Below are 24388 nucleotides of genomic sequence, written 5' to 3' on the forward strand. Positions count from 1 at the left end.
GAAACACCCGCCCGACTGCACCCCGCATTCGACGCAGCACACCGCGTGGATTGGCCCGTCATCCGATCGGGTTCCGCGGTCCTGCGATCCGGTGTCCGCCGCCGTGTCCACCCGGCCCCGCGATGCCGCCGGTACCGAGGGACGGGGCGTTGCGGACGCGCTCCGCAGCCGGTCCGCGCCCGCCCGCCACGGGCTGTGACGGGGCCGTTCCGGCAGGTCGCGTGACGGTCGGCACAGGGTGTGACCGGCGCGGACGGTGAGGGTGCGGGGCCGCTGCCTGCTACAGTCGATGCAGTTGCAGTTGTGGTTCCCATGAACTCTGTGTGCGCCTGCTGATTACTCGCGGGTGTCTTGTTTTTTCCCGGCTCTTTCCGGGTGGGCCATCATCTCGGCGACGCGTGGTGCGCGTGGTGCGCACCTCGGCATAGCCCCCTCGAAGGAGATTTCTTTTATGGCTTTCGGCACTGTGAAGTGGTTCAACTCGGAAAAGGGCTTCGGCTTCATCGAGCAGCAGGACGGCGGCGCTGACGTCTTCGCCCACTTCTCGAACATCAACGCCAACGGCTTCCGTGAGCTGCTCGAGGGCCAGCAGGTCGAGTTCGACGTCGTGCAGGGCCAGAAGGGCCTGCAGGCGGAGAACATCCGTCCGCTCTAGTCCTGTCGCTGTGGGCCCCCGCCGTGCGGGGGCCCACAGCGTGTTCGCGCACCGTGCACCGCCGGGCACTCCCGGTGGCCGCGGTGCGCGGGGCCGTGCGAGGTCGCACACGGTCCGCGGGCCCGCGCCCGTACGCCGGCGGCTGCCCACCGCAAGGGGGTGCCCCGGACGGTTCCACCGTCCGTGCCGGGCGCCCGTCCCCCGGTTCGTTCTGGCAACTCCGTCCGGCCGTGGCCCGCGGAGCCTTCCCTGCGACGTGCCGCCCCGAGGAAGGTCTCCGCATGAACCGTTCCAGCCGTTCGCCGTACCAGAACACCCGCTCGCGCCCCGCTTCCGGCGCGAGCTCCTTCGGTTCCGGCGGTTCCGGCCGCCGCCCGGCCCCGTCGAGGGGCCGTCAGGCGCCCGCCGGCCGCCAGGAGTTCGCGATGCCCGTGGACACCACGCCCGGGCTGCCCGCCGTCGAGGCGTTCGACGAGCTCGACATGCCCGCCGCGCTGCTCACCACGCTGGCCCGGCACGGGGTCACGGAGCCCTTCCCGATCCAGGCCGCCACGCTGCCGAACTCGCTGGCCGGCCGTGACGTGCTCGGCCGCGGCCGCACGGGCTCCGGCAAGACGCTCGCCTTCGGCCTGGCCCTGCTGGCCCGCACCGCGGGCCGCCGCGCCGAGCCCGGCGAGCCGCTGGCGCTGGTGCTCGTGCCCACCCGTGAGCTGGCCCAGCAGGTGACCGAGGCGCTGACCCCGTACGCGCACTCGGTGCGGCTGCGGCTCGCCACCGTGGTCGGCGGTGTGTCGATCGGCCGCCAGGCGCAGGCGCTCAAGCGCGGTGCCGAGGTCGTCGTGGCCACGCCCGGCCGGCTGAAGGACCTGATCCAGCGCGGTGACTGCCGGCTCGGCGAGGTCGCCGTGACGGTGCTCGACGAGGCCGACCAGATGGCCGACATGGGCTTCCTGCCGCAGGTCACCGAGCTGCTGGAGCAGGTCGCCGTGGGCGGCCAGACGATGCTGTTCTCGGCCACGCTGGACCGGAACGTCGACCGGCTCGTGCGCCGGTTCCTGAAGGACCCGGTGACGCACTCCGTCGACCCGTCCGCCGCCACGGTGAGCACGATGGAGCACCACGTGCTGCACGTGCAGAGCCACGAGAAGGACGCGACGATCGCGCACATCGCCTCCCGCGAGGGCGGCGTGATCATGTTCACCGACACCAAGCACGGCGCCGACCGCCTGGTCCGCGACCTGCTGGCCAACGGCGTGAAGGCAGCGGCGCTGCACGGCGGCAAGTCGCAGCCGCAGCGCACCCGCACCCTGGAGCAGTTCCGCACCGGCCGGGTGACCGCGCTCGTCGCCACCAACGTCGCCGCCCGCGGCATCCACGTCGACGGCCTCGACCTGGTCGTCAACCTGGACCCGCCCGCCGACCACAAGGACTACCTGCACCGTGGCGGCCGTACCGCCCGGGCCGGGGAGACGGGCACCGTGGTCACGCTCGTCCTGCCCAACCAGCGCCGTGAGATGAGCCGCATGATGGCGACGGCCGGCATCACCCCCGCGACCGCGCGGGTGCAGCCGGGCGACGCGGAGCTGACCCGCATCACCGGTGCCCGGGTGCCCACCGGGGTGCCGGTCGTGATCGCCGACCCGGTGGTCGAGCGGCCGCGCCGCAGTGCCGCTCCGGGCCGCGACCGCCGTAGCCGTCCCGCCCGCGGTGCCGCGGCCGGCAGCCGTGGCGGCCGTCGCCCCACCCGCACCGCGTAGTCGCCCGGATCGGGCCTCGGGCCCGCCGCAAGCAGCGGCGGGCCCGAGGCCGGTCAGCGGGAGTCGGTCAGCTCATCGGGAGTCGGTCAGCCGAGGCCGGTCAGCGGGGGTCGGGGGCGGTCACTGGTCGGAGTAGCTGAGGTCGCCCACCGTCCAGCTACTGATGTCGGCGATCGCGATGCGGTACATGCCGCCGGTGTGGGGCAGGCCGAAACTGCCCTGCAGGATCCGCGCCACGTGCAGGTGCAGGTAGGTGGGCCCGGCGCCCGGTGCCGTGCGGGCGTTCGGTCCGGTGGCGTCCGCTGCGAAGAGCGAGGCGAACGGCTTGAGATGTTCGGAGGCTTCGAGCACCTCGGCCACCCGCTGCCGCCACACGGACTCCGGCGCGAGCCTGCCCGTGATGACGGCGCCTGGGACGACCACGGTGAGGGGCATCTGGTTGCTTCCCCCGGATTCCACCATGGCGGCGATGTCGACAAGCAGCCCATCGGGTTTCGTCATGCGGACAGGGTAGTCCCGGGCGCTCCGTGCTGTCGGCACCCTGTGGACTCCGCCCCCGGCCCCACCGGTGCGGCCCACGGCGGACCGGGTGCACGCCGGTCCGGTACAGGACGGTCCGGGTACGGGACGGCCTGGTGCACGTCGGCCGGAAATCGGCTCTGGTGCGCCACCGCTGCGGGTACACGCGATGACATGGGCACACATCTCATCACGGGCGCGGGCTCCGGCATCGGCGCGGCGACGGCAGGTCTGCTCGCGGAGCGCGGTGACGAACTCTGGCTCCTGGCCAGGGATACGGTGCGGGCCGCACAGCTGCGCGAGCAGTACCCCGGCAGCCGGACGCTCGTCGCGGACCTCGCCGCGCCCGACGGTCTGGCGGCGGCCCTGCAGGGCCAGGAGCGCCCGGGCCGACTCGACTCGCTGCTGCACGTCGCCGGCGTCATGGAGCCCGGCGCGGTCTCCGACCTGGCGGCAGGCCCGTGGCAGGAGACGTTCGCCGTCAACGTGCTGGCGCCCGCCGAACTCACCCGGCTGCTGCTGCCCGCGCTGCGGGCCGCGGGCGGGCACGTGGTGTTCCTCAACTCCGGTGCGGGCCTGCACGCCCCGCCGGGCCTGGTCGCGTACGCGGCGTCGAAGTTCGCCCTGAAAGCGCTGGCCGAGGCACTGCGCGCGGAGGAGCACCGGCACGGTGTGCGGGTCACCACCGTCTACCCGGGCGAGGTCGACACGCCGATGCAGGCGAGGCTCCACGACCGGCTCGGGCTGCCCTACGACCCGCGGACCTGCATCCGCCCGGAGTCGGTCGCCGCCGCGGTGGCCACCGCCCTCGACCTGCCGCGGGACGGCACGCTCAGCGATCTGATGATCCGTCCGGGCTGTTGACCGCGCCGACCGGGCGCCACACCCCGCCCGGCCCGTCGCCGCCATCCGGCCCGTCGTGGTCCGGCCCGTCGCCGCCATCCGGCCTGCTGTCACCGGCCGGGCCGCCGTGGAGGTCGGCGTAGGCGGGCACCGTCGCGAGCAGCTGCGCGTGCGTGCCGAGGTGTGGAGCCGCGCCGTCGAGGAGGAGGACGCGGTCGGCGCGGCGGGCCGGCCCCGGCCGGTGGGTGACGGTGACGACGGTGCCGGGCCGCCCGCGGAACGCCTGCTCGACCCGCAGCTCCGCCGCCGCGTCGAGGTGGCGGGTCGCCTCGTCCAGCACCACGAGGCGGGCCGGTGAGAGGTAGGCCCGGACGAGGGCGACCAACTGCCGTTCGCCCGCCGACAGGGCGGCGGGTTCCAGCTGTCCGTCGAGGCCGCCGGCCCGCGCCACCAGAGCGTCCGCACCGAGCGCGGAGACCGCCGCGGCGACGGCCCCCGCGGACGCGTCCGGGGCGAGCCAGCGCAGGTTCTCGCCGAGCGGACCGGCGAACACATAGGCGTCCTGCGGCAGCAGCACCCGGCTGCGGGCCAGCACCGCCTCGGGGACCGCACCGGGCGGCACCCCGCCCAGCAGCACCCGGCCCCGCCCGGGCGGCACGATGCCGCACAGCACGTCGGCGAGCGTCGACTTGCCGATCCCCGACGGCCCGACCACGGCGAGGTGCTCCCCGTCCGCCAGGGCGAGGTCGAGCCCGTCGAGGACGGGCTCCGGTGCCGCGCCGTACGCGAACGTGACGCCGGCGAGTACGACCGAGCCGTCCGCCGGTCGCGCCTCCGGGCCGTCCGCCTCCAGGCCCTCCGCCCGTTCCTCCGCCTCCAGGCCCTCCGCCTCCGGGAGGCGGGCCGCGTCGGCGAGGCGCTCCGCGGCCACCGCCATGCGCAGCCAGGACGCGCCGACGCCCTGCACGAGGAGCCGCAGCGCGGGCTCCAGCGTGCCGGTGACGTACGCGAGGACGCCGACCACCTCGCCCGCGGTCATGCCGCGGCGCACCAGTGCGGGAGCGGCCAGCACCACCAGCAGCAGCGGCAGGTGGGCGCCCGCCGCCACGACCAGGCGGCGGACCGCCGCCACCCGGGCCAGCGCCCGCCCGGCCGCGGCGTTCGCCGCCACGGCCGCCACGAGCTCGTGCTCGGCCCGCCCCTGGGCCCCGCACGCGACGAGGTCGCGCAGCGCCTGCACGGTGTCGACGCAGAGCCGCGCCAGCTCCTCCTCCGCGAGGAACGCCCGCCGCTGCCGCCGGACGGTGGCCGGGGCCAGCGCGGCGAACGCCAGCAGCGAGCCCAGCAGCGGCCCGGCGACCAGCGGCACCGCGGCGGGCGCGAGCGCGGCGGTGCCGGCCACGACCGCCACCGCCGTGAGGGCGAAGTGCGAGACGACCAGCAGCTGCCCGGCCGCGGCGTCGCGGACCGCCTCCACCTGGCGGGTGAGCTGGGCGACGGCCACGGCGGCGGAGCCGTCCCGGCGGCCGCGGGCCGCGACGGTCCGGTGCAGGGTGCCCGTCACCACGGCGCGCATCAGGCGGTCGCGCAGCGGTTCGACGATCTCGGCGAGCCACGGGTAGGTCTGCCGGGACGCCCAGGCCCCGAGCAGGGTGACGGCCGCGAAGACGGCCAGCCACAGTGCCGCCTGGCCTGGCCGGTGGCCGAGGAAGCCGCGGTCGACGGCGAGGGCCAGCGCCTTGCCGGAGACCAGGGCGGGCGCCGCGGAGAGCATCGTCCAGAGGGCGAGCCGGAGGGCGGCGCGGCGGCTGTCGGCGAGGGCGGAGCGCAGCAGCCGGGCAGCCGCCCGGCCGGGTGCGGCACCGGGCTTCCCGGCCGCCGGCCGGTCGGCCGCACCGGGGCCTGCCGTTCCCGCCGGGCCTGCTGTTCCCGCTGGTCCTGCCGTTCCCGCCCTGCCGGTGGCGGCCGTCGCGTCCGCCGGGTCGGTGGTGTCGGTGGTGCCGGCAGTGTCGCTGGTGTCGGTGGTGCCGGTGGTGGCTGGGGGCATCCGGGGTGTCCTCCCACTGGTCGGGGTGTCGTTCGCTCCGCAGGGCGGTGCCCGGACGTCAGGGGGCGGCGTCCGTGTCGGCCGGGCCGCCGAAGAGGCGCCGGTAGGCCGGGTCCGGCCACAGCTCCCTGTGCGGGGCCAGAGCGCGGATGCGTCCCTCGTGCAGCCAGGCGACGGCGTCCGCGCGGGCCGCCGTCGAGGCGCGGCGGGTCACCGTGAGCCGGGTGTGCCCGGCGCGCCCGTCCGCGACGGCGCGCAGGACGGCGGTCTCGGTGGCCGTGTCGAGGCTGGAGGTGGCATCGTCGAGCACGAGGAGCCGCGCCTGCCGGGCGAACGCGCGGGCCAGGCCGAGGCGCTGGCGCTCCCCGCCGGACAGCGGGACGAGCGGTACGGCCGTCCCGTAGCCGGCCGGGAGGCGGCGGACGAAGGCGTCGGCCTGCGCGGCCTCCGCCGCCCGCCGCACCACCCCGCCGGACACGGGGACCGGGCCGAGCCCGATCGCGTCCTCGACGGTGCGGCCCGGCAGCACGGGGTCCGGGAAGCCGTGGGCGACGGCGGTCCGCAGGGCCTCGGGGCGGATCTCCCGGAGCGGGACGCCGTCGAGCAGCACCTCGCCCTCATCGGGGGTGAGCAGGCCGCCGGCCAGGGCGGCCAGCAGGGAGGTGCCCGAGCCGGAGACCCCCACCACCGCCACCCACGCGCCGCCGGGCACGGTGAGGGCGAGCCCGTCGAGGACGGCGGCACCGGACCGTCGCACCACGATGCCGCGCAGGTCGAGGCGGCCGTCGCCGTCCGGCAGCGGACGGGTGCCCGCCGCGGGCACCGGGGCCTCCAGCACGTCCCGCACCCGGGCGGCCCCGGCGCGCGCCCGGGAGAGGTCGAGGAGGCTCTGCGCCGTCCCGAAGCCGCTGAGGCCGATGCCGGTGTAGCCGAGGGCGGCGAGCAGCCCGCCCACGGTGAGGCGGCCCGCGGTGAGCTCCGCTCCGGCGGTCGCGAGGACGGCCAGCTGGGTGGCGGGGGCGAGCAGGGCCGTGGCCCAGGCGACGCGCCGCTGGCTCTCCCACAGCGCGCGGCCGTGCCGCGACAGCTCCGGGACGGGCCGCAGCACCCGCTCGATCTCCCGGTCGGCCGTGCCGGACGCGGCGATGCTGCGGGCCCCGCTCAGCGCGTCCACCAGGCCCGCCGCGACCGCCGCCTGCGCCCGCTGGTACCCCTCGCCGAGGCGTGCGGTGCGCCGCAGGTGACCACGGACGAGGAAGTGCGCGGCCGGAGCGCTCACCAGGAAGGCCAGCGCGAGCGGCACCGCGAGCAGCGCCAGGGCGGCGACGGCGCCGACCGCCATCAGCAGCTGGGCCGCCGACCAGACCACGGCCGGTGCGGCGAGAGCCGCCTCCGGCGCACTGCCGGTCAGGCGCGCCACCAGGTCGCCCGCGGGCAGCCGGTGAGCGGGGTGGGCGCCGGCCGCGACGACCCGGCGCACCATGGCCGCACGCAGGTGCGCGGTGGCGTCGGCCGTGGCGCGCGGCCCGGCGTACTGGCCCGCGCACTCGGCGCCTGCCAGGAGGGCGAGGACGGCGAGCAGCGGGGCGGCGGCCGCCGCGCCGTGGCCGGAGAGGGCCCGGTCGACGGCGCCGGCGAGGGCCGCGGGGAGGAGGAGGGTGGCCGTGGTGCTCCCGGCCACCGCGAGGGCGAGCACTGCGGACCAGCGGCGGCCGTGCAGCAGCAGGCGGCGCCGGTCCGCGGCCGGCCGCGCGGTCGTGCCAATGCCGGTGCCGGTGCCGGTATGGGTGTGGGTGTGGGTGTCGGTTCCAGGGTCAGGCCGGGGCCCGGCACCGGGAGCGTGGCGTCCTGCGGCCATGCGGTCCTCCGGATACGTCGGCGGGCCGCGCACGGGCGCCGTGGGCGGCAGGACGGGCGGACAGGCGGACAGGCGGGCGGGCGTGCGGGTGGCGGACGTGCAGGCCGGCCCGGGCGGTCGCTGCCGCCCGGGCCGGTTCCTACGAGGGGTCAGCCGTCGGCGCGCCGACCGGCGGACCCGCTGCCGCTCAGAGGCAGAGCAGCGTGCTGACCGTGCTGTTGGTGCAGTTGACGGCGCTCAGCGAGCTGAGGACCGACTGGTACTCGGTGGTCTCCTCGGGCGTCTCGAGCGCCTGCAGGCTCAGGATCGACATGGTGAACTCCCATCGGGTCGTGGAACCGTGCTCCCGGCGGTCTGCCGGAACTCGTGGGCGGCGGGTCCTCCCGCCGCGGTGGGGGCCGCCGGCGCGGGGCCGGCGGGTGGAGGGGTCAGGGACGGCGGTCGGGCGGCGCGGTCGCCGGGCCGGGCCAGAACGGCAGCGGGTCGGTGCCGGCGAAGGCGTACCCGAGCGCGGCCATCAGCCCGGCGGAGCCGGTCGCGAGGTCCATCGAGAGCCGCAGCAGCTGCTCCCCTGGGAAGGCGAGGCGGCCCTCGTACGGGACGGCGTGCCAGGCCAGCCGGCGGACGTGGCGGCGGATCGGGTCGGCGTGTGCCGCGGTGTCACCCTGCAGCAGTCGGAGCAGCGCGATCAGACCGGCCCGTCCGTTGAACAGGCCGGACTGGACGATGAACTCGGGCTCGGCGGCGCCCCGGATGCCCGCGAGCCGCTCCGCGGCCTGCGCGTCGGGCCGGTGCCGCAGGTAGGCGTGGAGCACCGCGCCGATGCCGGCGCTGCCGGACTCCAGGTACGGCAGCACCCGGGTGCCGTCGTCCACCTGCAGGGTGCCGTCCTCGGCGGTCACGCAGCGGGTGAGGTCCCGGGCGAGGGCCTGACCGGCGAGGTCGAGCAGTCCGTCGTCGCTCGTGGTCCCGTGCAGGTGGAGGAGGAGCAGGGCGGTCCCCGAGGCGCCGTGGAGCAGGCCCGCGCGGGCGCCCGGGGCGGCCGCCGGGGTGCCGCCCGCCGTCAGCCCGAGTTTCGCCGCGGCCCGCTCGGCCGCGTCGAGGGCGGCGAGGTGCAGGGCGTGGTCGCCGGTGGCCCGGGCGAAGTGGTGCAGGGTCAGCCCGATCCCGGCGAGGCCGCCCGCGAGGTCGGGGCCGTGGCCCTCCGGGTCGTCCTTGAGGAGGCGGTCGAGCAGGTTCATCGCCTCGGGTCGCCGTCCGAGGAGGTCCAGGACGTACGCGACGCCGTGCCCGCCGATGAACAGGCCGGGTCGGCAGGGTTCGCGGGCGACCGCGTCCAGCAGCCACTGCACGTGCTCCTCGTCGACCGCCGCACCCGTGGCGTGGAGGGCCCACAGCACCCCGGCCGCGCCGTACGCCAGGCCGAGCCCGTCGTGGGTGAACTGCCCCGGGTCGCCGGGGAAGAGGCGGTCGGTGCGTTCCGGTGAGGCGCTCGCGGCGACGGCCGCGGCGAGCTCCGCGCGCAGGTCCGGCCAGCCGGTCGGGTCACCGTCGAGCAGCTCCGCGAACGGCTCCGCGAACGGTGCTGCGGTCGGCGCTGACGCCCGTGTCGCTGACGGCGGCTCGGACGGCGGCGCGGACGGGCCCGCCGCCGGGGTTCCGCCCGGCCGCAGCGCCCCGGAGGGCAGGCCGAACCGCTCCTCGGCTGCCGCGGCCAGCGCCTCCGCCTTGCCGGGGGCGAGCGCGGAGAGCGGCAGCAGGGGGAGGAAGATCCAGAGCCGCAGTGCGGCCAGCGCGTAGGTGTCGACGGCGGTGCCGGTGAGCTCGGGCGGCGCCGCGAACCCGGCCGCGCCGAGCGCGGGGCGGACGAACCGGTCGACGGGGGAGGCGAGTTCGAAGTCGACGAAGGCGACCCTGCCGTCCGGCCGGACGATCAGGTTGCGCGGGTGGAGGTCGCCGAAGACGATGCCCCGCGCGTGGATCGCCCGCAGTCCCTGCTCCACGCCGTCGATGATGCGCAGCGCGTCCTCGCGGTAGGCCGCCACCGTCCCGGGCGCGGGATCGGGGTGGATCAGGGGGTAGTTCCGCCCGAACCAGCGGTGCAGCGGCTCGCCCTCGACGTACTCCTGCACGAGGAAGTGGTGCTCCCAGGCGGTGAGATGGCCGAGGGCCGCCGGTACGGCGTCCACCCCCTCCAGGTGCCGGAGCACGTCGTGCTCGCGGCCCAGGCGCAGCACGGCGTCCTCGCCGCGCTGGTCGAGGCCGGCGTGCGGCCTGGCCTCCTTCAGCACCACCTGCGGGCCGCCGCCCGACGGTCGGCCGAGGTAGATGCCGCCACCGTTGGAGAAGTGCAGGGCGCGTTCGACGGTGTACGGGAAGGCGTCGGTGCTGGTGGTGGCGGATCCGGCGAGCGCCTCGCGCAGGACGTCCGGCACGGGGGCCCAGTCCGGCACCTCGAACACGGCGCGGCGCACGTCGGGGCGGAGCCGGCCCGAAGGCTCCCGGAAGGCCAGCACGAGCTCCCCGGTCTCCGAACGGCAGAACTGTTCCGTGAAACCGCCGTAGCGCAGGTACAACGGCCCGTTCCGCCAGCGCAGATCGCTCAGGATGTACGGGCCGGGTGCGCCGTCGAGTGCCGCGTCGAGGTCGTGCAGGCACTGCTCCAGCGCCGCGTCGTCGCGCGGGTAGAGCGTCATGAACTTGCCGCTCGAACCCCGTGACGCGTACTTGGCGTTCTGGGTCTGCACCAGCGCGGGGCTGCGCAGGAACTTGAACGCGACCCGCTGTCCGAGGCAGTGGTCCCGTACGACGGCGAGGATGTGCTCGGCGTTGTCCAGGCACGCGGAGACGTGGATCTTCCAGCCCTGGTCGGGCAGGGTCTCGGCGGCCGGATGGAAGCCCACCCACACCTCGCGGACGTTGCGCACCCATCCGGGCGGCACCGGTTCTCCCGCCGCGGAGAACTCCTCCAGGGCGGCCCATCGCACCGGCGAGTCGTAGAACAGCTTGTCGGCGTAGGAGTACGCCTCGTATCGCATGTCCATCAGGACCCTCCAGAGGTCGCGTGGGGTGGCGGATCGGGTGCCGTGCCCGGCGCATCGCGGCGCCGGCACCGGAGACGTCCGGCGCCGTGCAGGCAGGTGTGTCCGAGGTGGGCGGGTGCTGGGGTGCCGGGCCGGCGGCGCGTTCCCCGGGGGCGGTGGAGCCCCGCAACGTGGCCGTAGGGGTGGGTCCGTGGGCGGGCCGCCGGCCGTTCGTGCTCCGGGCCGGTCCGGTTTCCGCCGAGGTGAACGCTAGGTTCGGCCGTCGTCCACCGGGCAGGGCGCGGCCCGGGCGCACGTGTGCGGTGCCGTCACGCCCTGTTCGTGCGCGGTGCTCCGGGGGACTCCGCGCACCCCGGGCGCGACCGGTGACCAGCCGCGCGATGCCTTCCGGGCCTGGTCCCGGGCCCCGGGGGGCCGGGTTCGGTCGGGGCCTCACCGCCGTCCGCGCCGCGCGGGCGCGTGGTCGGCCAGGTCGCTCCGGCGCAATGGGGCCGCCCGGGGTACGCCCCGCGCAGCCGAGGTGACGAAACGTCAGATTTGATCGGTCTGTGACAAGTTGTCTACGGCGATGTTCGTTTCAGCCCGGTCGGGCGGGGCGGACGGGGACGGCGCAGGGACGCCCCCCGCGTGCGCGGCCCGGGCGCGGGCCACCCGCTGCGTGTGGCCCGCACCGGCGCGGGCAGACGGCGACCCGAACGGGACGCCTGCCACTCGGTCGGCGCCGGCGACAGGAGGTCGGATCCATGGTGCTCGTGGCGGTTGTCTCCCTGGCGGTCGTGGTCTTCGCCGCCGGCCTCGGCATGGCCGTGGCGGCCGTGGCCCTCGTCGGACTCTTCTCGCCGGCGTCCCGCCGGATCTGAACCGCGCGGCCCGGCACCACTCGCCGTCCGGCCCGGGACCCGGAGCAGCGCGGGGCCCGGCACCACTCGCCGTCCGGCCCGGGACCCGGAGCAGCGCGGGGCCCGGCACCACTCGCCGTCCGGCCCGGCACCACCCGCCGTCCGGCCCGGGACCCGGAGCAGCGCGGGGCCCGGCCCGGTCAGGCGGCCGGTGGCAGACGCGCGGTGACCTGCCAGCCGCCCTCCGGAAGGGGACCGGCCGTGAGGGTGCCACCGAGGACGGTCGCGCGTTCGGCGAGACCGACCAGGCCGAAGCCGCCGCCGGCACCGGCCTCCGTCGGAGGCGCCGCCGCGTCCGCGCCGTCGTCGGTCACGGTGACCTCCAGCGCACCCGCGCGGGCCTCCACGGCCACGGACACCGAGGTCGCTCCGGCCGCGTGCTTGCGCACGTTGGTCAGGGACTCCCGGACGATGCGGTGCACCGCCGCCGCGAGCTCGGGGGAGAGCGGATCCGGCAGGTCGGGCGAGATCCGCAGCCGGACGGGCGGGCCGGTGCGTGCGAACGCGTCCGCCAGCGCCCGCACCTCGGCCAGCCCCGCGACGGGCGCGGTCGGCGCGCCCTGCTCGCGCAGCAGCCCCACCAGCCGCCGCATCGAGGCCAGGGCCCGGTCGGCCGCGGCCTCGATCCCGGCCAGCGCGGCCTGCGCCTGCCCGGCGTCGGCGCTCACGAACCGTGCGGCCCGCGCCTGCACCGCGATGCCGGTGACGTGGTGCGCGACGAGGTCGTGCAGTTCCCTCGCCAGCTCCCTGCGCTCCGCCTCGCGCACGGCGGCCAGGTCACGCAGCCGCTTGCCGTCCTGCGCGCGCAGCAGCAGGCACGCGGCGGTGACCGCCGCCGTCAGGACGGCGAAGACCAGCGTGAACGGTCCGGGGTCCTCGTCGCGCAGCGGTACGCCCACCGCACCGGCCCCCAGGGCCGCACCCAGCAGCGCCGCGGTGCGGGGCGGGGCCGCGCGCAGCACCTCGGCCAGCAGCACCAGCAGCGCGGCGGCCTCGCCCGCGCCCCACACCGACAGCGGCGGGTCCCACAGCAGCAGGGTCAGCGTCACCGACCACGACAGCGCCGCGGCCGCGCCGGCCCGTACGGTCAGCGGCACCCGGGCGAGGGGGATCGCGCAGCAGCACACCAGGACGCCGCAGACCCACACGAGCACGTGCGGCCCGGTCGGCTGGCCGGCCAGCAGCGCCCCCTCCAGACTGACCAGGGTCACCAGCAGCGCGGCGGCGGCGGTCCGGGCGGCGGCCCCGGCCCGCGGGCGTCTCCACGGCGTCATCGTGGCCCTCCTCCGTCCCGGTCCGCGCCCGGTCGCGCACGGACCGGCCCTCCCATGGGACGGGGCGCCCACCGGCCCCGCAACCGCCGGTCCGCACCCCCTGCCCCCGCGGCCCGGGGTTGCGGGCCGGCAGGCCGTCCGTTGCGATGAAGAGGCCTGTGCCGGACCTGCGGGAGCGCCGGCGGCGGGGAAGGAGCGGCGGCCATGGCGATCTCGGTGGTGATCGCGGACGACCAGGAGATGGTGCGGGCCGGCTTCCGGATGATCCTCGACAGCCAGGACGACATCGAGGTCCTCGCCGACGTGGCCGACGGCGTCGCCGCGCTGGAGGCGGCCGAACGCCTCCGGCCCGACGTGCTGCTCCTCGACATCCGCATGCCCGGGGTCGACGGGCTGGAGGTGACCCGCCGGCTGAACGCGCCGGGACGCGGGCACACCCCGCGGATCGTCATCGTCACCACCTTCGACCTGGACGCGTACGTCGCCGCCGCGCTGCGTGACGGCGCCGGCGGTTTCCTGCTCAAGGACGCCAGCGCGGCGATGCTCGTCGAGGCGGTCCGCGCGGCCGCCGCGGGGGACGCCCTGATCTCCCCGGCCATCACCGTACGGCTGCTGCGCGAGCTGCGGCCCGCGGCGCGGCGGGCCGGGCCGCGGGAGCCGTCCGAGCCGCTCACCGGGCGCGAGCGCGACGTGGTGCGGCGCCTGGCGCACGGACGGACGAACGCCGAGATCGCGGCGGACCTCTTCGTGTCGCTCTCCACCGTGAAGTCGCACCTCGCGAACGTCCAGGCCAAGCTCCGGGCGCGGAACCGCGTGGAGATCGCGGCCTGGGCCTGGGCGAGCGGCCTGCCGGACGAGCCCGACGAGCCCGACGAGCCCGAGCCTGAGCAGCACGAGCCCGGGTAGCGGGCGCCGGGGAGCGGGGAGCGGGGAGCGGGGAGCGGGGAGGGGGACGGCGGGACTCGTCCTTTCGGCCGGTGCGCGATGGCTGCGCGGCCGATACGTCCGGTGCGAGGCGCTCCGTAGCGTGGGGGCAGCGGCACGGGCAGCACCACCCGCCCGTGCCTGCCCGCCCCGCGTGCTCCCGGCTCCCGGCCGCACCGGCCCGGGCCCGGCACCCGCCATCCGCCACGCCGTCGATGCGGCGCCGCCACCGTGGAAGGAATCCCCATGCTGATGACCGAACCCCGCTCCGACTTCGCCGCGGACCTCACGCTGCCGCGCCACCCCAAGGCCGCCGGGCAGGCCCGGCGCGTGGTGAGCGCCATGGACCTGGAGGACCAGGACCTCGCGGACCGCGGCCACCTGCTGGTCACCGAGGCCGTCGCCAACGCCATCGAGCACGCCTCCGGTACGCACCTCCAGGTGGTGCTCGCCCGCGACGAGCGGACCGGCGGGCTCTTCGCCGCGGTGTTCGACGCCGAGCCGGCGCGTCCGGTGCAGCGGCACGTGCCGGCCGAGGGGCTGGCCGAGTCCGGCCGCGGCATGGCACTGATCCGGACGCTGAGCGAGGACTGGGGGTGCCTCGCGGTGGGGGAGGGCAAGTGGGTCTGGTTCCATCTCGTCCCCACGGCCTCGGCGCCGCTGCCGCCCTGACCCGGCCCTCCGCGCGGAGCCCGCGCCCGGGGCGCCGCCGAGCACGTGATCGTGGCGGGCATGCCCGAGCTCGGCTCCGGGATGCACCTCGACACGGTGTTCACCTTCGCCGACCGCGACATCGTCACCCGCTACCCGACGATCATGGACGCGGTCCGCACCTTCTCGCTCCGTCCGGGTGACCGTGCGACTGCGCGCCCGTGCGCCCGGCGTCGAGATCACCGACGAGGGCTCACGCGCCTTCACCGACGTCGTCGCCCGGGCCCTCGGACTGCCCGCGCTGCGCGTGATCGCCACCGGCGGCGAGGTGTACGCCTCCGAACGCCGGCAGCGGGACAGCGGCAACCGTGGACTACTGACCGCCCCACCCGCGGGACGGGCGCGGCGATCCGGTCCCGCCCGCCCGGGGCCCGGGAAGAGCGGTGCCGCCGCGGGGCGCCGTGCGCCCCGGGCTCAGCGGTGCCAGCCGCGGATCGCGACGGCCGTGCTGCGCACGTCGAGCGCCTCGTCGCGGATGCGGCGGGCCAGCTCGACCGCGGCCTTGGGTTCCGCGGTGACGATCTCGCCGCTGGCGGCGAGGTAGGAGGCGGCGACCACGGCCGCGAAGTGCTCGTTGCCGTGGTCGAGTGCCGGCACCCGGACGAGCTGGTGCATGAGGGCGGCGGCCCGCTGGTGCGGGGCGCCGTAGACGGGCACCTCCATGACCGCGTCGGCGTGCCGGGCGACCGCCGCGGCCAGCGAGCCGTAGTCGGTGACGTCGGGGTCGTGCGGCAGGAACTCGTGGGCGATGTCGAGGAGCCAGGCCCGGTCGATGTGGAGGATCACGCGGCGGTGTCCCGCTGGGCGCGGGTGGTGGTGCGCGCCGCGTACGGGCCGAACTCCTCCTCGAAGGCGGGGCCCCACGCCTGCGAGAAGTGCGCGGCGGCGGTCAGGAAGCGGTGCCGGCGTTCGTCGGCCTCCTCGGCGAGTACCGAGCGGGCGTAGTCGGGCAGGGTCATCCCCGCCGCTTCGGCGCGCTGCGCGAGCGCCTCGTGGGCGTCGTCGTCGAGCCTGACGTTCAGCTGCTTCATGCGCAGCAGCGTAGCGGCCGGTATTCGGGCCTACAACCGCGTCTGCCGCAGTGGTGCGGCGGCCGCGGGCCGGTGGCCCCGGCGCGCGGCGGGCGGCGCCGCCGGTCGGGCCCGGGCGGGTGCGGCCCGCCGGCCGTGCCCCGAGCTGCCGTGCGGCGGGAAATCCACAGCTCAACGCCATTGCGCCGCTCCCTTCCGCCGATTATCGTCACTCTGACACAAATCGCGAAGGGGGACCACGTGTCCATCGCCGACACACTCAGCGGGCTCGTCGAGCCGCTCAACCACCAGCTGTTCCTGCTCGGCAACGACGCCGTCACCTGGGCCGAACTCCTCGGCTTCGCCACCGGCGCCGTCTGCGTCTGGCTCTGCGTCCGTGCCACCGCCTGGAACTTCCCCGTCGGGATCGCCAACAACGTCTTCTTCCTCGTCCTCTTCTGGAGCGCCCGCCTCTACGCCGACGCCGCCCTCCAGGTCGTCTTCCTCCTGCTCGCCGCGCACGGCTGGCTGCGCTGGGCACGCGGCCGCGACCGGCTGACGGCCCGGCCCGTCCGCCGCGCCCCGACCCGCACCCTGCTCGTCCTGCTCGCCCTCATGGTGCCGGTGACCGCCGGACTCACCCTGCTGCTCACCCGGGCGCACGACAGCGCGCCGTTCTGGGACGCCCTCACCACCGCCCTCTCGCTCGCCGCGCAGTGGCTGCTCAACGCGAAGCAGGTGGAGACCTGGTACTTCTGGATCGCCGCCGACCTCGTCTACATCCCGCTGTACGCCGCCAAGGGGCTGCAACTGACCGCCGTCGTCTACACGCTGTTCCTGGGCATGTGCCTGGTCGGACTGCGTGCCTGGTGGCGCGAGACGGCCGCCGACCGCCCGGCGGCACCCGTGGGGGTGCCCGCATGAGCGGCGCCTTCGCGCACGGCCTGGTGATCGGCAAGTTCTACCCGCCGCACTCCGGCCACCACTTCCTGATCCGCGCCGCCGCGGACGCCTGCCGGCGGGTGACGGTCGTCGTGATGGCCTCCTCGCAGGAGTCCGTCCCGCTCGCGGACCGCGTCGCCTGGATACGCGAGCGCTGGTCGGCCGAGCCGCACGTCGCCGTCGTCGGGATCGCGGACGACCTCCCCGTCGACTACGACAGCGAGGACGCCTGGGCCGGGCACGTCGCGCTGATGCGCGAGGCCGTCGCCGCGGGCCCGCCCGCCCCGCCGGTCGACGCCGCCTTCAGCTCCGAGCCGTACGGCGCCGAACTGGCCCGCCGCTTCGGCGCCACCCCGGTGCTGCTCGACACCGGCCGCGACACGTTCGCCGTCTCCGGCACCAAGGTGCGGGCCGACCCGGTCGCGTACTGGGACGAGCTCGAACCGCCCGTGCGCGGCGGTCTGGCCCGTCGCGTCGTCGTGCTCGGCGCGGAGTCGACCGGCACCACCACGCTCGCCCGGGACCTCGCCGCCGCCCTGCGCGGACGCGGCGGCCCGCACGCCCGTACCCGCTGGGTGCCCGAGTACGGCCGCGAACTGACGGTCGCCAAGCTCGCGGTGGCCCGCGGCCTGGCCGCACCGGACGGGCCCCCGCCCACCGTCCACGACCTCGACTGGACGGACGCCGACTTCACCGCCGTCGGCCGGTGCCAGAACGAGGCCGAGGACCGCGCCGCCCGCGACGGCGGGCCGGTGCTGGTGTGCGACACCGACACCCTCGCCACCACGGTCTGGCAGGAGCGCTACACCGGCCGGGCCACCGGGCCGGTGCACCGGCTGGCCGCCGCCGTGCCGCCCCGCGCCCTCTACCTGCTGACCTCGCACGAGGACGTCGCGTTCGCCGACGACGGCCTGCGCGACGGCGAGCACCTGAGGCCGTGGATGACCGGCCGGTTCCGCGAGGTGCTCGCCGCCTCGGGCACACCCTGGCGCGAACTGCGCGGCGACCGGGCCGCCCGGCTGGCCGCCGCACTCGCCGAGGTCGACACCTTGCTGGCCCGGGGCTGGGGTCTGGCCGATCCGCTGGGCTGACCTTCCGTCGGTCCGGGCGCGCCCCCGCACGGCGGTCCCGGGCCCGGGAAAAGAAATTTCCGCGACCGCGGCAACCTTCCTCCGCCGGGCGGCGACCAGGGGACGAGCACGGGGCCGACGGGTCGTCATCCCGCAGGCCGCGCGCTCGGGCGGGCCCCGGCATTTCCGGGCGGCCCCGCTCCCTGTCCCTGCAGCGGTAAGGAACTGTGAGACGTGAGCAAGCGAGCCATACGCCCCAAGCGCGGCCGGATCGTGGCCCTGGGCAGTGCGGCGGCCCTGGCGGCGGCCGGCGTGGCGGGCGGCATCTGGGCGAGCGCGGACGCGGCCGCGCCCACCCCGGTCGCGGGCACCTACACCCTCGTCAACGCCGTCGGCGGCCTGTGTCTGGACGTGCCGGGGAGCAGCAGCGCGGACGGTGTCCAACTCGCCCAGCACGCGTGCGGCGGCGCGGGGCAGACCTGGCGGCTCACCGCCGCGGGCAGCGGCTTCACGCTGGTGGCCGCGCACAGCGGCAAGTGCGCGGCCGTGCGCGACGGAAAGACCGGCGCGGGTGCCGCGGTGCAGCAGGAGGCGTGCACCACCGGCGCACCCGCGCAGACGTGGACCTTCACCGCCGTCGACGGCGGCTACCGCCTCGTCAACGGCGGCAGCGGCAAGTGCCTGGCCGTCAAGGACGGTTCGGCCGCGCCCGGCACGCCGGTGCAGCAGAACTCCTGCGACTCCGCCCCGGCCAAGCGCTGGGCGCTCAAGGCCGCCGCCGCGACCGCCGCACCGACCGCGAGCGGCACCGCCACGGCCACCGCGTCCGCGACGCCGAGCACGTCCGCCAAGCCGACCGCCACGGCGACGGCGACGGCGAAGCCCACCGCCACCGCATCGGCCACCGCGACCGCGACCGGATCGATTTCGGCCTGGCCGACGCCGACGGTGGACGTTCCGCTGACCGCCACCCAGAAGGTGACGGGCGTCTTCGACGGCGGCGGCAAGCGCTACGTCGGCAAGGGCGCGCTCGGCAGCGGCGACCAGTCCGAGAGCCAGCCCGCCCTGTTCGAACTCGCCGACGGCGCCGTGCTGCAGAACGTCGTGCTCGGCGACCCGGCAGCCGACGGTGTGCACTGCGGCGGCACCTGCACCCTCAAGAACGTCTGGTGGGAGAACGTCGGCGAGGACGCCGCCACCTTCAAGGGCACCTCGGCCTCCCAGGTGATGACCATCGACGGCGGTGGCGCACGCGGCGCCGACGACAAGGTCTTCCAGCACAACGGCCCCGGCACGATGGTCATCAAGAACTTCCGGGTCGATGACTTCGGCAAGCTCTACCGCTCCTGCGGCAACTGCAAGACGCAGTACGCCCGCCACGTCGTCATCGACAACGTCATGGCCACCGTGCCCGGCAAGAAGATCGTCGGCATCAACTCCAACCTCGGCGACACCGCGAAGATCACCCGCCTCACCATCGTGGGCGACACCAGCAAGAAGATCACCGTCTGCCAGCGCTTCACCGGTGTCACCAGCGGTGAGCCCAAGGAGTCCGGCAGCGGCCCCGACGGCACGTCCTGCCTCTACACCGCGGCCGACGTCACCTACCGGCCGTAACCGCACGCCGTACACCGCGCGACCGGGGCGCGGCTCTCCGCGGGCCCGGCCGGGGCGGCTCTCCACCGTCCCGCCGCCGGGCCCGGGCGGGGCCGCCACGCCCGAATAGAATGGAGGGGCACCCCGCCGGCGACGGTGGGCGGGCGCGGGTGCCCGGCCGAGGAGGCGCGCCATGTCGGCTCCGTCCGCACCGCGAGGGCGGCCGCTGCCGCACGTCTCGGCCCTGGACTTCGTCCGGCGGGCCGTCGGTCTGGAACACAACCCGCTCTGCCGCCGGTTCGATCTGGCGCGCAGTCGGCTCCGGCTGGCCGTGCTCGTCGCCGTGGCCGGTTCGCTGGCGGCCGCCGTGGTGGTCGCCGTGGTGCTCCTGAACGGCATCCGCACCGAGGCCGCCGAGACGGCGCTGCACCGGCACCGGGTGACCGCGACCACGGTCGCCGACGCGGTCGACACGCCCGGCCGGAGTATCCGGCCCGCCCAGGCGCAGGCCGTCTGGCAGTACCCCGCCGGACAGCGGGAGAGCGGCCCGATCGGCGTGCCCGGCGGCGCCCCGGCCGGCACGGCCGTCCCGATCTGGGTCGACGACACCGGCGTCCGGGCCTCCGCGCCGCGCGGACACACCGCGATGCAGTTCGCCGCCGGCGTGTACGGGCTCACCGCGCTCACCGGCATGGCGGGCGCGGTGGCGGGTGCGTACATGCTCCGCCGCAGGTCGATCGAGCGGGCCGCCGACCGCGCGTGGGAGGCCGAATGGGCCGCCGTCGAACCGGGCTGGACACGACGCGGCCGGCCGGGCGGCGGCGCGGCGGGCACCTGACGGCCTCCCCTCGGCGGTGGCGGGGAGCGGTACCGCCCGTCAGGGGCAGTAGGGCGGGGCCTGCGCGACGTTCTTCTCGGTGACCAGCAGTACCGGGCTCTGCACGATCGGTTCGGTCTTCTCCCCGGCCAGCAGGTCGAGCACCTGGTGCACGGCCAACTGCCCGGTGGACAGCGCCGAGTTGGAGACGGTGGCCGACAGCCGGCCGTCCTTCACGGCGGCGAGGCCCGCGTCGGTGCCGTTGACGGTGACGATCCTGACGTTCTTCGCCCCGGCGGCGTCGAACGCCGTGCGGGCGGCGAGGGCCATCCCCTCGTTCGCGACGAACGCGTACCCGAGGCCGGGGTACGCCTTGATCATGTCCGCGGCCACCTCCCGGGCGGTCGCGGGGTTGAACATCGCCCGCTTGTTGGCGACGACCCTGGCGTTGGACGGGAGCGCCGCCATGAAACCGTTGACCAGCAGGGTGGAGGCGGCCCCCGGGGAACCCGAGATCACGGCGACCTGCACCTGCCGGCCGTGGGCGTCGGTGCCGATCCACCCGGCGTCCAGGGCACCGACCTTCTGCAGGTCGACCACGGCGGCGCCGAGGATTCCCGTGGTGTCGTCGGGCACCACCGAGGTCAGGAAGATGGGCACGTGCGCGTCCTCGGCGGCGGCGATGTCACCGACCAGGCCGTCGAAGCTCACGGTCTGCACGATCAGCGCGTCCACCTCGCGCCCGATCATGTCCTCGACGTTGGTCTGCTCGGTCGCCGGGTTCTGTGCGGAGTTGGCCGTGACGACCTGCACGCCCTCCGCCTTCGCCGTCTGCTCGACGGCCTTCTGCAGACACCTGTGGAACTCCGTGTCGGCGCCGTTGACGAAGCCCAGGACCAGCGGGCCGGAGCCGGTGCTCTCCGGACGGGAGGCGCAGCCGGCGAGCACCAGGGCGGCGGCGGCGACGGCGGCGGCGAGTGCTCTCCGCGGGGGGACGGAAGCAGGCATGGGGCCGGGCCTTTCTGGCAGGAGGGCGGGAGCGACGGCGACGGCGGCCGCGATCCCGGGTGGTGGTGGGCCGTGGTGCTGACGGGCAGCGCGACGCGGGGCCGCGGGCGGCCGCCGTGTGTCCGCAGGCCCGTGCCCCGGCAGCCGTGCGGTGCTCGAAGGCTGCCGAAGCTACCTCCAGCCGAACGGAATTCACCCGTCCGCGGGCGCAAGATAATGCTGCACGTCCGGGTGTTCCGCAGCGGCGAGGCGAAGGCCGCCTACGAGAACGGCCCGCTCGCCGGCGAACTGCGCGACGAAATCCTCGACCACGTCGCCGAGACGGTCATGCGAGTCGAAGCCCGCCCGTCCGCAGCTCCGCCCGCCGACCCGGCCTGAGGGCGGCGCAGCGGTTGTCGCCCGCGGGCAGGAGCGGCTCCAGACGTCGCCACTCCGCCCCTGTCGGATCCCCCCGCCCGGTCACGCAGGAAGCAGCGAACCAGTGGGCGACACGGGTACGGTCAGCATCTGCGACGCCACCACGCCGACTCCGGGTCTTCCGTCGGCTCGTGATGCGTTCGCCCGAGGAGCACCGCGTCCAGGCGCTCGACCTGCACCCGGAGTTCGCCGGCGGCCCTCGGCGGAAGCATGAACAGAGCATCCTGCAGCCTGTCCCGGGCCCAACTGTCGCCGCAGCAGGCGCAGGTGAACTCCGCCTCCCACTGCCTCCACCGGCGCCTCGTGCCGTGGACGCGCACGGACCACACGCTCAGCGCCACCGCCACGATGCCCGGAGACAACCGCTCCCGTTCGAGCACGCGCACAGCGGCGTTCGCCGCTCCCCACAGACCTGGGACATCGCGATACCGCACCCAGGGTCTGCCCCGGCCGTGTTCCCGCGGCCGAAGTGAAGCCGGTGTTCTACGAGGCACGGCCCCTTCGGATGCACGTCATGGACGGCATCCTCCCACAGCCCGAGATCGGCCGGACAGAGCCGAGGGCGCCGGTCCGGGGGATCGTCGATACGCTCGGAACGTCCGTCCCGAACCACGCGCACCACCCAGCGGCCGCGGAGGACGGACGGACGACGCACGGACAGGCGGACGGACAGGAGGACGCCATGCCCGCAGACCGCACGGCGGCCGGACCGGACGGGACCGGCGGCTACGGGGAGTCCCTCTTCGAGCCGTGGAAACCCGGCGAGGGCGACCGCATCGACCTCGGCTCGCTCGCGTACGACCACGTCACCCGGGCCCGGCTACGGGCCGTCGGCGTCGGACCGGACACGCGCTGCCTCGACATCGGCGCCGGCACCGGCACGGTGGCCCGCTGGCTGGCCGGACAGGCCGGGGCCGGCGACGTCCTAGCGGTCGACCGCGACGTCCGCTTCCTGGAGCCGCACGCGGGCGGTGCGCTGCGCACCCTCGCCGCCGACGTCACGGACCCCGGTTTCGACCCGGGCCGCTTCGACCTGATCCACGCGCGGTTCGTGCTCATGCACCTCCCCGACCCCCAGCGCACCATCGCGCGCCTGCGCGACCTGCTGGTGCCCGGCGGCCACCTCGTCCTCGGCGACGCGATCGACCTGACCACCGCCGCACCCCCGGACTCCCCCTACCGGCTGGCCATGCGCGCCATGTGGCGGGCGCTGCGCACCTCCATCGGCACCGACGTCGACTGGACGCCCGGCTACCCGCGGCTGCTGCGCGGGGCCGGCCTGACCGGGGTCGCCGCGGAGGTCCACGTGCCCCCGCTGGCCGCGGGCAGCCCGATCGCCGCGTTCTGGCTGGACACCTGGGCCCGCTCCCGTGAGGCCATGCTCGCCACCGGGCTCGTCGACGCCGCGCAGTTCGCCGCCGCGCAGGAGGCCCTCGCCTCCGGCACCGCGGACGACCTGTCGCCGGGGCTGATCACGGCCTGGGGACGCCGCCCCTGAGCCGCCCCCGGGGGGTCGTCGCCGACCGTCACCGCACGACACCGGGAGCCGCAGGTACGGGTGCGGGTGCGGGTGCGGGTGCGGGCGGCGGAACGTCGCGCAGGCGGCGGAGCGGGGAGAAGAACACGAACCAGCCGGCCGCCCACGCACCGGCGAAGGACAGGGCGAGCGCCGGCCGCACCCCGACCAGCGTGCCGAGCACCCCGCCGAGCACGCCGCCGACCGGCAGCGTGCCCCACACGACCCAGCGCACGGCCGCGTTCATCCGGCCCATCAGCTCCGGCGGCGTCACCGACTGCCGGTAGCTGAGCTGCGCGACGTTGTACACCATCCCCGAGAAGCCCGCGACGCCCCAGCCCAGCGGGAACAGCAGCACCCCCCAGCCCTGCCAGGCGGCCGCCGCGACGACCTGCGGCGCGCCGAACACCAGCATCGACACCCAGATGATCCGCGCCGAACCGATCCTCCTCACGAGCCGGCCCGCGAACACGCCCCCGACGATCCCGCCGACGGCCGCACCCGCCAGCACCAGCCCGGTCAGCGCGGGACGCACGTGCAGCACCCGGACGAGGAAGACCATCGCCAGCGCCGACGTCATGCCGTTGAACAGGTTCGCGGTGGCCGTGCACGCCACCACCCTGCGCAGGATGCCGTGCCCGAAGACGAACGTCAGCCCCTCGGCGATCCGGCGCCGCAGCGTCTCCTCCGCGAGCCGCGCCGACGGCGGCTCCTCCCGCGTCCTGATCCCGAGGATCGACAGCACCGAGACCGCGTAGGAGACCGCGTCGGCCGTCATCGCGCCCGCCGCGCCGACCAGCCAGGCCAGCCCGCCGCCCACGCTCGGCCCCCCGAGCTCCGCGAACGCCTGCGTGGTGCCGAGCTTGCCGTTGGCGCTCATCAGGTCGTCGCTGCGCACCAGCGACGGCACGTAACTCTGGTACGAGACGTCGAAGAACACCGAGCACACACCCGCCGCCACCGCGACCACGTACAGCTGCGCCATCGTCAGGACGCCGAACGCCGCCGCCACCGGGACCGAGCCGATGATCACCAGGCGCAGGAGGTTGCAGACGATCATGACGGAGCGCTTCTCACGGCCGTCCACCATCGCCCCGGCCGGCAGGGCGATCACCGCGAAGGCCAGCGTGGTGGCCGCGGTCAGCAGCCCCACCTGGAACGTGCTCTCCCGCAGCGAGACGACCGCGAGCAGCGGCAGGGCCACCTGGGTGACCGCCGAGCCCATCTCGCTGACGGTCTGGCCGCTCCAGAGCAGCAGGAAGTCCCGCTGACGCCACAGGCCCGGACGGCCCGTCTCCGCCCCGGCCTCCTGCACGGCCTTCGCCACTTCCGTCACAGCCCCGGCTCCGTTCCCCGACCCACGGCCCGGACGGTGCCGCTGAGCATCAACACGCCGCCGCGGTGCGGCCGGTTCTCGACGGCCCGACGGTACGCCGACACGCGGGCCTCCCGACACGACCGCACGACCGCACTGCGGCACG

At 75.9% G+C, this 24388-nt stretch carries 21 protein-coding genes and 1 pseudogene; 12 read left to right on the forward strand and 10 right to left on the reverse strand.

What is annotated here, in order from left to right; genetic code table 11:
- The first annotated feature begins 451 nt into the window (after positions 1-451).
- Together OG335_RS39510 and OG335_RS39515 are read left to right on the forward strand one after the other, a co-directional pair.
- The gene (locus tag OG335_RS39510; protein ID WP_405009024.1) at positions 452-655 is read left to right on the forward strand and encodes a cold-shock protein; all 204 of its coding nucleotides are present in this window, start codon (positions 452-454) and stop codon (positions 653-655) included.
- Between the two features lie 281 nt (positions 656-936).
- Positions 937-2412, forward strand: a complete 1476-nt coding sequence (locus OG335_RS39515; RefSeq protein ID WP_405009023.1) for a DEAD/DEAH box helicase — start codon at positions 937-939, stop codon at positions 2410-2412.
- A 120-nt stretch (positions 2413-2532) separates the two neighbouring features.
- Here OG335_RS39515 and OG335_RS39520 read toward each other — a convergent pair whose 3' ends face one another.
- Positions 2533-2913 carry a hypothetical protein gene (locus OG335_RS39520; protein WP_405009022.1) on the reverse strand — a complete coding sequence of 127 codons (381 nt, stop codon included), beginning with the start codon at positions 2911-2913 and terminating at the stop codon, positions 2533-2535.
- 192 nt (positions 2914-3105) lie between these two features.
- On the opposite strand from OG335_RS39520, the gene OG335_RS39525 reads away from it, so the two are divergent.
- Positions 3106-3795 (forward strand): SDR family oxidoreductase, encoded by a 690-nt coding sequence (locus OG335_RS39525; RefSeq protein ID WP_405009021.1) that lies wholly within the window; start codon positions 3106-3108, stop codon positions 3793-3795.
- Here the strand turns inward: OG335_RS39525 and OG335_RS39530 are convergent.
- The 5 genes from OG335_RS39530 to OG335_RS39550 all read right to left on the reverse strand — a co-directional run bounded on the left by OG335_RS39530 (position 3764) and on the right by OG335_RS39550 (position 12896).
- Positions 3764-5821 (reverse strand): ATP-binding cassette domain-containing protein, encoded by a 2058-nt coding sequence (locus OG335_RS39530; protein ID WP_405009020.1) that lies wholly within the window; start codon positions 5819-5821, stop codon positions 3764-3766. The two genes, OG335_RS39525 and OG335_RS39530, sit on opposite strands and share 32 nt — an antisense overlap.
- Before the next feature lie 58 nt (positions 5822-5879).
- Positions 5880-7679 (reverse strand): ATP-binding cassette domain-containing protein, encoded by a 1800-nt coding sequence (locus OG335_RS39535; protein WP_405009019.1) that lies wholly within the window; start codon positions 7677-7679, stop codon positions 5880-5882.
- 187 nt (positions 7680-7866) lie between these two features.
- Entirely contained in the window at positions 7867-7992 is a 126-nt protein-coding gene (locus OG335_RS39540) for a SapB/AmfS family lanthipeptide (protein WP_100886905.1), read from the reverse strand.
- A gap of 115 nt (positions 7993-8107) precedes the next feature.
- Complete coding sequence (gene lanKC, locus OG335_RS39545; protein WP_405009018.1) at positions 8108-10723, reverse strand: class III lanthionine synthetase LanKC; 2616 nt, start codon at positions 10721-10723, stop codon at positions 8108-8110.
- Between the two features lie 1039 nt (positions 10724-11762).
- Complete coding sequence (locus OG335_RS39550) at positions 11763-12896, reverse strand: sensor histidine kinase (protein ID WP_405009017.1); 1134 nt, start codon at positions 12894-12896, stop codon at positions 11763-11765.
- 204 nt (positions 12897-13100) lie between these two features.
- On the opposite strand from OG335_RS39550, the gene OG335_RS39555 reads away from it, so the two are divergent.
- The 3 genes and pseudogenes from OG335_RS39555 to OG335_RS39565 form a co-directional block, all read left to right on the forward strand.
- Positions 13101-13802, forward strand: a complete 702-nt coding sequence (locus OG335_RS39555; protein ID WP_405009016.1) for a response regulator — start codon at positions 13101-13103, stop codon at positions 13800-13802.
- A 264-nt stretch (positions 13803-14066) separates the two neighbouring features.
- A complete protein-coding gene (locus tag OG335_RS39560) occupies positions 14067-14492 on the forward strand; it encodes an ATP-binding protein (RefSeq protein ID WP_405009015.1) in 426 nt (141 codons plus the stop codon).
- A gap of 24 nt (positions 14493-14516) precedes the next feature.
- Positions 14517-14859, forward strand: a pseudogene (locus OG335_RS39565) (arginine deiminase family protein); the annotation flags it as partial.
- Between the two features lie 86 nt (positions 14860-14945).
- On the opposite strand, the gene OG335_RS39570 reads toward OG335_RS39565, so the two are convergent.
- Positions 14946-15317, reverse strand: a complete 372-nt coding sequence (locus OG335_RS39570; protein ID WP_405009014.1) for a fic family toxin-antitoxin system, toxin component — start codon at positions 15315-15317, stop codon at positions 14946-14948.
- The gene (locus OG335_RS39575) at positions 15314-15562 is read right to left on the reverse strand and encodes a hypothetical protein (protein ID WP_405009013.1); all 249 of its coding nucleotides are present in this window, start codon (positions 15560-15562) and stop codon (positions 15314-15316) included. Before OG335_RS39575 ends, OG335_RS39570 begins: the two co-directional genes overlap by 4 nt.
- Positions 15563-15802: 240 nt before the next feature.
- On the opposite strand from OG335_RS39575, the gene pnuC reads away from it, so the two are divergent.
- The 4 genes from pnuC to OG335_RS39595 all read left to right on the forward strand — a co-directional run bounded on the left by pnuC (position 15803) and on the right by OG335_RS39595 (position 19987).
- On the forward strand, positions 15803-16465 hold the full coding sequence (pnuC, locus tag OG335_RS39580; protein WP_405009012.1) for a nicotinamide riboside transporter PnuC: 663 nt from the start codon (positions 15803-15805) through the stop codon (positions 16463-16465).
- Complete coding sequence (locus OG335_RS39585; protein WP_405009011.1) at positions 16462-17574, forward strand: AAA family ATPase; 1113 nt, start codon at positions 16462-16464, stop codon at positions 17572-17574. Before pnuC ends, OG335_RS39585 begins: the two co-directional genes overlap by 4 nt.
- Before the next feature lie 213 nt (positions 17575-17787).
- Positions 17788-19170 carry a pectate lyase gene (locus tag OG335_RS39590; RefSeq protein ID WP_405009010.1) on the forward strand — a complete coding sequence of 461 codons (1383 nt, stop codon included), beginning with the start codon at positions 17788-17790 and terminating at the stop codon, positions 19168-19170.
- A 172-nt stretch (positions 19171-19342) separates the two neighbouring features.
- Positions 19343-19987: a hypothetical protein gene (locus tag OG335_RS39595; protein WP_405009009.1), complete on the forward strand. Its 645-nt coding sequence runs from the start codon at positions 19343-19345 to the stop codon at positions 19985-19987.
- A gap of 39 nt (positions 19988-20026) precedes the next feature.
- Here OG335_RS39595 and OG335_RS39600 read toward each other — a convergent pair whose 3' ends face one another.
- Entirely contained in the window at positions 20027-20974 is a 948-nt protein-coding gene (locus tag OG335_RS39600) for a sugar ABC transporter substrate-binding protein (RefSeq protein WP_405009008.1), read from the reverse strand.
- A 216-nt stretch (positions 20975-21190) separates the two neighbouring features.
- Between OG335_RS39600 and OG335_RS39605 the strand changes: the two genes are divergently transcribed.
- Positions 21191-21352 (forward strand): hypothetical protein, encoded by a 162-nt coding sequence (locus OG335_RS39605; protein ID WP_405009007.1) that lies wholly within the window; start codon positions 21191-21193, stop codon positions 21350-21352.
- A 721-nt stretch (positions 21353-22073) separates the two neighbouring features.
- Entirely contained in the window at positions 22074-22889 is an 816-nt protein-coding gene (locus OG335_RS39610; protein WP_405009006.1) for a class I SAM-dependent methyltransferase, read from the forward strand.
- Positions 22890-22917: 28 nt separating this feature from the next.
- On the opposite strand, the gene OG335_RS39615 is transcribed toward OG335_RS39610, so the two are convergent.
- Entirely contained in the window at positions 22918-24243 is a 1326-nt protein-coding gene (locus tag OG335_RS39615) for an MFS transporter (protein ID WP_405009005.1), read from the reverse strand.
- Positions 24244-24388 lie beyond the last annotated feature (145 nt).

Origin of the sequence: Kitasatospora sp. NBC_01539, from assembly GCF_045040525.1 — a bacterium.
GTDB lineage: Bacteria > Actinomycetota > Actinomycetes > Streptomycetales > Streptomycetaceae > Kitasatospora.

Bases quoted from the DNA above. Each gene is read 5' to 3' on its own strand.
- OG335_RS39525 (WP_405009021.1), top strand. From the start codon at position 3,106: ATGGGCACACATCTCATCACGGGCGCGGGCTCCGGCATCGGCGCGGCG.
- OG335_RS39540 (WP_100886905.1), bottom strand. From the start codon at position 7,992: ATGTCGATCCTGAGCCTGCAGGCGCTCGAGACGCCCGAGGAGACCACC.
- OG335_RS39510 (WP_405009024.1), top strand. From the start codon at position 452: ATGGCTTTCGGCACTGTGAAGTGGTTCAACTCGGAAAAGGGCTTCGGC.
- OG335_RS39600 (WP_405009008.1), bottom strand. From the start codon at position 20,974: ATGCCTGCTTCCGTCCCCCCGCGGAGAGCACTCGCCGCCGCCGTCGCC.
- OG335_RS39515 (WP_405009023.1), top strand. From the start codon at position 937: ATGAACCGTTCCAGCCGTTCGCCGTACCAGAACACCCGCTCGCGCCCC.
- OG335_RS39560 (WP_405009015.1), top strand. From the start codon at position 14,067: ATGCTGATGACCGAACCCCGCTCCGACTTCGCCGCGGACCTCACGCTG.
- OG335_RS39550 (WP_405009017.1), bottom strand. From the start codon at position 12,896: ATGACGCCGTGGAGACGCCCGCGGGCCGGGGCCGCCGCCCGGACCGCC.
- OG335_RS39535 (WP_405009019.1), bottom strand. From the start codon at position 7,679: ATGGCCGCAGGACGCCACGCTCCCGGTGCCGGGCCCCGGCCTGACCCT.
- OG335_RS39605 (WP_405009007.1), top strand. From the start codon at position 21,191: ATGCTGCACGTCCGGGTGTTCCGCAGCGGCGAGGCGAAGGCCGCCTAC.
- OG335_RS39595 (WP_405009009.1), top strand. From the start codon at position 19,343: ATGTCGGCTCCGTCCGCACCGCGAGGGCGGCCGCTGCCGCACGTCTCG.
- OG335_RS39555 (WP_405009016.1), top strand. From the start codon at position 13,101: ATGGCGATCTCGGTGGTGATCGCGGACGACCAGGAGATGGTGCGGGCC.
- OG335_RS39585 (WP_405009011.1), top strand. From the start codon at position 16,462: ATGAGCGGCGCCTTCGCGCACGGCCTGGTGATCGGCAAGTTCTACCCG.
- OG335_RS39530 (WP_405009020.1), bottom strand. From the start codon at position 5,821: ATGCCCCCAGCCACCACCGGCACCACCGACACCAGCGACACTGCCGGC.
- OG335_RS39520 (WP_405009022.1), bottom strand. From the start codon at position 2,913: ATGACGAAACCCGATGGGCTGCTTGTCGACATCGCCGCCATGGTGGAA.
- OG335_RS39575 (WP_405009013.1), bottom strand. From the start codon at position 15,562: ATGAAGCAGCTGAACGTCAGGCTCGACGACGACGCCCACGAGGCGCTC.
- OG335_RS39610 (WP_405009006.1), top strand. From the start codon at position 22,074: ATGCCCGCAGACCGCACGGCGGCCGGACCGGACGGGACCGGCGGCTAC.
- lanKC (WP_405009018.1), bottom strand. From the start codon at position 10,723: ATGGACATGCGATACGAGGCGTACTCCTACGCCGACAAGCTGTTCTAC.